3 protein-coding genes are annotated in these 3,526 nt (G+C 72.4%); all 3 read right to left on the bottom strand.

The features are described 5' to 3' along the window. Window positions 1-1,252 (bottom strand): HAMP domain-containing protein (locus tag AC1D15_RS22550; protein ID WP_477827721.1); only part of this gene is annotated, 1,252 nt, incomplete at its 3' end. 3 nt (window positions 1,253-1,255) lie between these two features. After that, window positions 1,256-1,984, bottom strand: coding sequence for a response regulator (locus tag AC1D15_RS22545; RefSeq protein ID WP_477827720.1), 729 nt, complete (start codon window positions 1,982-1,984; stop codon window positions 1,256-1,258). Between the two features lie 114 nt (window positions 1,985-2,098). Further along, window positions 2,099-3,526, bottom strand: a 1,428-nt coding sequence (locus tag AC1D15_RS22540) for an alpha-amylase family glycosyl hydrolase (RefSeq protein ID WP_477827719.1), incomplete at its 5' end; no start/stop codon positions are given.

The following is a 3,526-nucleotide window of genomic DNA, read 5'->3' as shown; positions in this document are numbered from 1 at the left end:
GCAGCAGGCTCTCGAACTTCTGGTTCCACACCACCAGCGTGCCGCCCGCGTCGTACACCGACAAGCCGTCGTTCATGCCGTGGAACACGCTCTCCAGCAGGCGGCCCTGCGCATGCAGGCCCTGCGTGAGCCGCTGCTTCTCGAGCAGGTGGTCGCGGAACACCTGGAAGGCGCGCGCCAGCTCGCCGATCTCGTCGGGGCGCGCGATCGCGGTGCTCGGCTGCGCGACATCGCCGCCGGCCAGCCGCGTCATCGTGCGCGTCATCGCCTGCAGGTCGCGCAGCACGCGCTGCACGTACAGCGCGCCGGCCAGCGCCGTCAGCACCGACAGCGCGCTCACCAGCACCAGCGCCGAGGCGCCCGAGGCCACCGTGCGGCGCACCGTGTCGCGCCGCTCGGTCGACACCTTGCGCAGCTCGGCCACGTAGGCGCTGGCGCGCGCGCCGAGCTGCGTCGAATGGCTGCGCATCAGCTGCACCACGGTGCTGAGCTGGCGCTCGGTGCGCAGCTGCCGGCGGCGCAGCTGGAACGCGCCGTCGTCGCCGAAGCACAGCGCCTGCAGCGCGGCGGCGAGCGCCGGCAGCCGGCGGTCCTCGCCGGCCTGCTGCGCGAACACCCACAGCGCCTCGACGTCGGCCTCGCTGCGGCCGAGGGTCGTGTACTCGTCGGCCAGCTCGGCGGCGACCAGCGTGCTCCAGATCGACTGCAGGCTCGGCCCGTCGCGCTGCACGCGCACGCGGTTGCGGAACAGCTGGTCGCCCAGCGCGTCGAGCGTGTCGCGCTGGCTGCGCAGCTGGGCCTGCTGGCGGCGGCGTTCGCTCGACAGCGCGAGMAGGCTGGTCAGGTCGCGGTCGATGCCGTCGAGCATCGCGGTGGCCTCCAGCCGCGAATCGGCCTGCGTCGGCAGATCGCCCGACAGGCGGCGGATCTCGCCGAGCAGCACGCGCACCAGCTGGCTGTCGTTGCGGCTGGGCGATTGCAGGTCGCTGTCGGCGATGCTGGGCGCGACGGCGGCGAGCTGCGACACCTTCTCGGCCAGCTCCAGCACGCGCGCGATCTCGGGCATCACGCCGGCCTCGAAGTCGTCGAGCGCGCGCTGGTTGTGGCGCATGCCGGCGATGCCGGTGACGGCCAGCACGATGGTCAGCAGCAGCAGCGCGAGGAAGGTGGCGAGCAGGCGGGTGCGGATCGCGAAGCGGGCGGGGATCTCGCCGGGCGGTGCGGCGGCATCCCGCGTGGCGGCAGCGTCCACGGGTCAGCCGCGTGTCACCGGTACGCCGAACACGTAGCCCTGGCCGCGCTCGGTGCGGATGTAGGCCGGTTGGCGCGGGTTCGGCTCGATCTTGCGGCGCAGTCGCAGCACCAGCACGTCGACGCTGCGGTCGTAGGCCTCGGTCTCGGTGCCGCGGAACTGCGACAGCAGCTCGTCGCGCGCCCACACGCGGCCGGCCTGCGTGACCATCGCGGCGAGCAGCGCGAACTCGCCGCGCGTCACCTCGCAGGGCTCGCCGCTGCTGCGCGCCAGCGTGCGGGCGGTGCGGTCGAGCACCCAGTCGCCGAAGCGGTAGCGCTCGTGCACCGGGTCGTCGGGGCGGGYGGCCGGCTGCGACAGCTCGGTCGAGCGGCGCAGGCTGGCGCGCACTCGGGCCAGCAGTTCGCGCCCGGAGATCGGCTTGACGAGGAAATCGTCGGCGGCGAGTTCGAGCCCCAGCACCCGGTCGGCCTCGTCGCCCTTGCCGCTCATCATGATGATGGGCACGGTGGAGCTGCGGCGCAGCTCGCGCGCGATCGCGAGGCCGTCCTCGCCGCGCAGCTTCAGGTCGAGCATCACCAGCGAATGCGGGCGCTCGCGCAGCGCGCGCTGCATCTCGGCGCCGGTCTGCACCGCGGTGGCCTGCAGGCCGCCATCGGTGAGCACCGCGCCGATCCAGTCGAGCACGTCGCGCTCGTCGTCGAGGACCAGGATGCGGTGCGGGGTGGGCATCGGGGGACTATACGAAAGCGCACCGAGGCGGGCTCTCGGGAATGTCCCTCGCCGTGGCGAGTGCTGCAAGTCAATCGCCGCTCCCGGGTCTCATCGACCGCAAGCCATGGTCGCTCAACGCGCCTTCTCACCCACCCGCGCAAACAACATCCCGCACCGCTCCAACCGCACGGCGCCGCCCTCCAGCCGCGCCCCGATCGACCGCTCCGCGATCACCACCGCGTGGCGGTCGATCCGGTAGTCCGCCGGCTCGCCCGACAGGTTGAACACGCAGATCAGCGACTCGCCACCCGCCACGCGCTCGAAGGCCAGCACCTGGTCGGTGGGCGCCAGCAACTGCAGCGTGCCGTCGCGCAGCAGCCGCTCGCGGCGGTGCCAGCCCAGCCAGTCCACGTAGAACGCATGCAGCGACCCCGCGTCGCCCACCTGCTCGCGCACCGCCAGCGGCAGGTGCTCGTCGGCGATCGGCAGCCACGGCGTGCCGGTCGTGAAGCCGGCGCCCGGTGCGCGCGTCCAGGGCATCGGCGTGCGGCAGCCGTCGCGGCCCATCTTCTGCGGCCACATCGTGATGCCGAACGGGTCGCGCAGCTGCTCGAACGGCACGTCGACCTCGGTCAGCCCCAGTTCCTCGCCCTGGTAGATGCACTTGCCGCCGGGCAGCGACAGCAGCAGCGCCGCGGCCAGCTCGGCACGTTGCCGCGCCGTCGCGCCCCACGCCGACCAGCGCGACGCGACGCGCTCCACGTCGTGGTTGCCGATCGACCAGCACACCCGCGAGCGGCTCGCGTCGCGCAGGTACTCCTCGAGCACGCCGGCCAGGTGGCGTGCCGAGCAGTCGCGCTCCAGCAGCCGGAACACGTAGGCCATCTGCAGGCGCCGCTCGCCAGCCGTGTACTCGGCCAGCGTCTTGTACTGCTGGTCGTCGCCGATCTCGCCGAGCAGCGCCGCACCGGGGAAGCCGTCGCACAGCGCGCGCAGCCGCTCGATGAAGAGCAGGTTCTCCGGCTGCGTCTTGTCGTACAGGTGGCGCTGCCACGCATACGGGTTGCTGCGGTGCGCTGCGCCCGCGAACTGCCCCGCGGGCTGCGGCGGGTTGCTGCGCAGCTGGCGGTCGTGCGTGTAGAAGTTGACGGTGTCGAGCCGGAAGCCGTCGACGCCGCGCACCAGCCAGAAGCGCGCCACCTCCAGCAGCGCGTCCTGCACGGCCGGCGTGTGGAAGTTCAGGTCCGGCTGGCTGGCCAGGAAGTTGTGCAGGTAGTACTGCTCGCGCCGCGTGTCCCACTGCCAGGCCGATCCGCCGAAGATGCTCAGCCAGTTGTTCGGCGGCGTGCCGTCGGGCTGCGCATCGGCCCACACATACCAGTCGGCCTGCAGGTTGCTGCGGTCGGCGCGGCTCGCGGCGAACCACGGGTGCTGGTCGGAGYTGTGGCTGAGCACCAGGTCGATCATCACGCGCAGCCCCAGCGAATGCGCGCATTCCACCAGCGTCTCGAACGAGCGCATCGAGCCGAACATCGGATCGACGTCGAGGTAGTCCGACAC

The organism is Rhizobacter sp. P2_H2, from assembly GCF_056403375.1.
The sequence above is the reverse complement of the archived record's forward strand: the minus strand, read 5'-3'. Positions and strand labels throughout refer to the sequence as shown.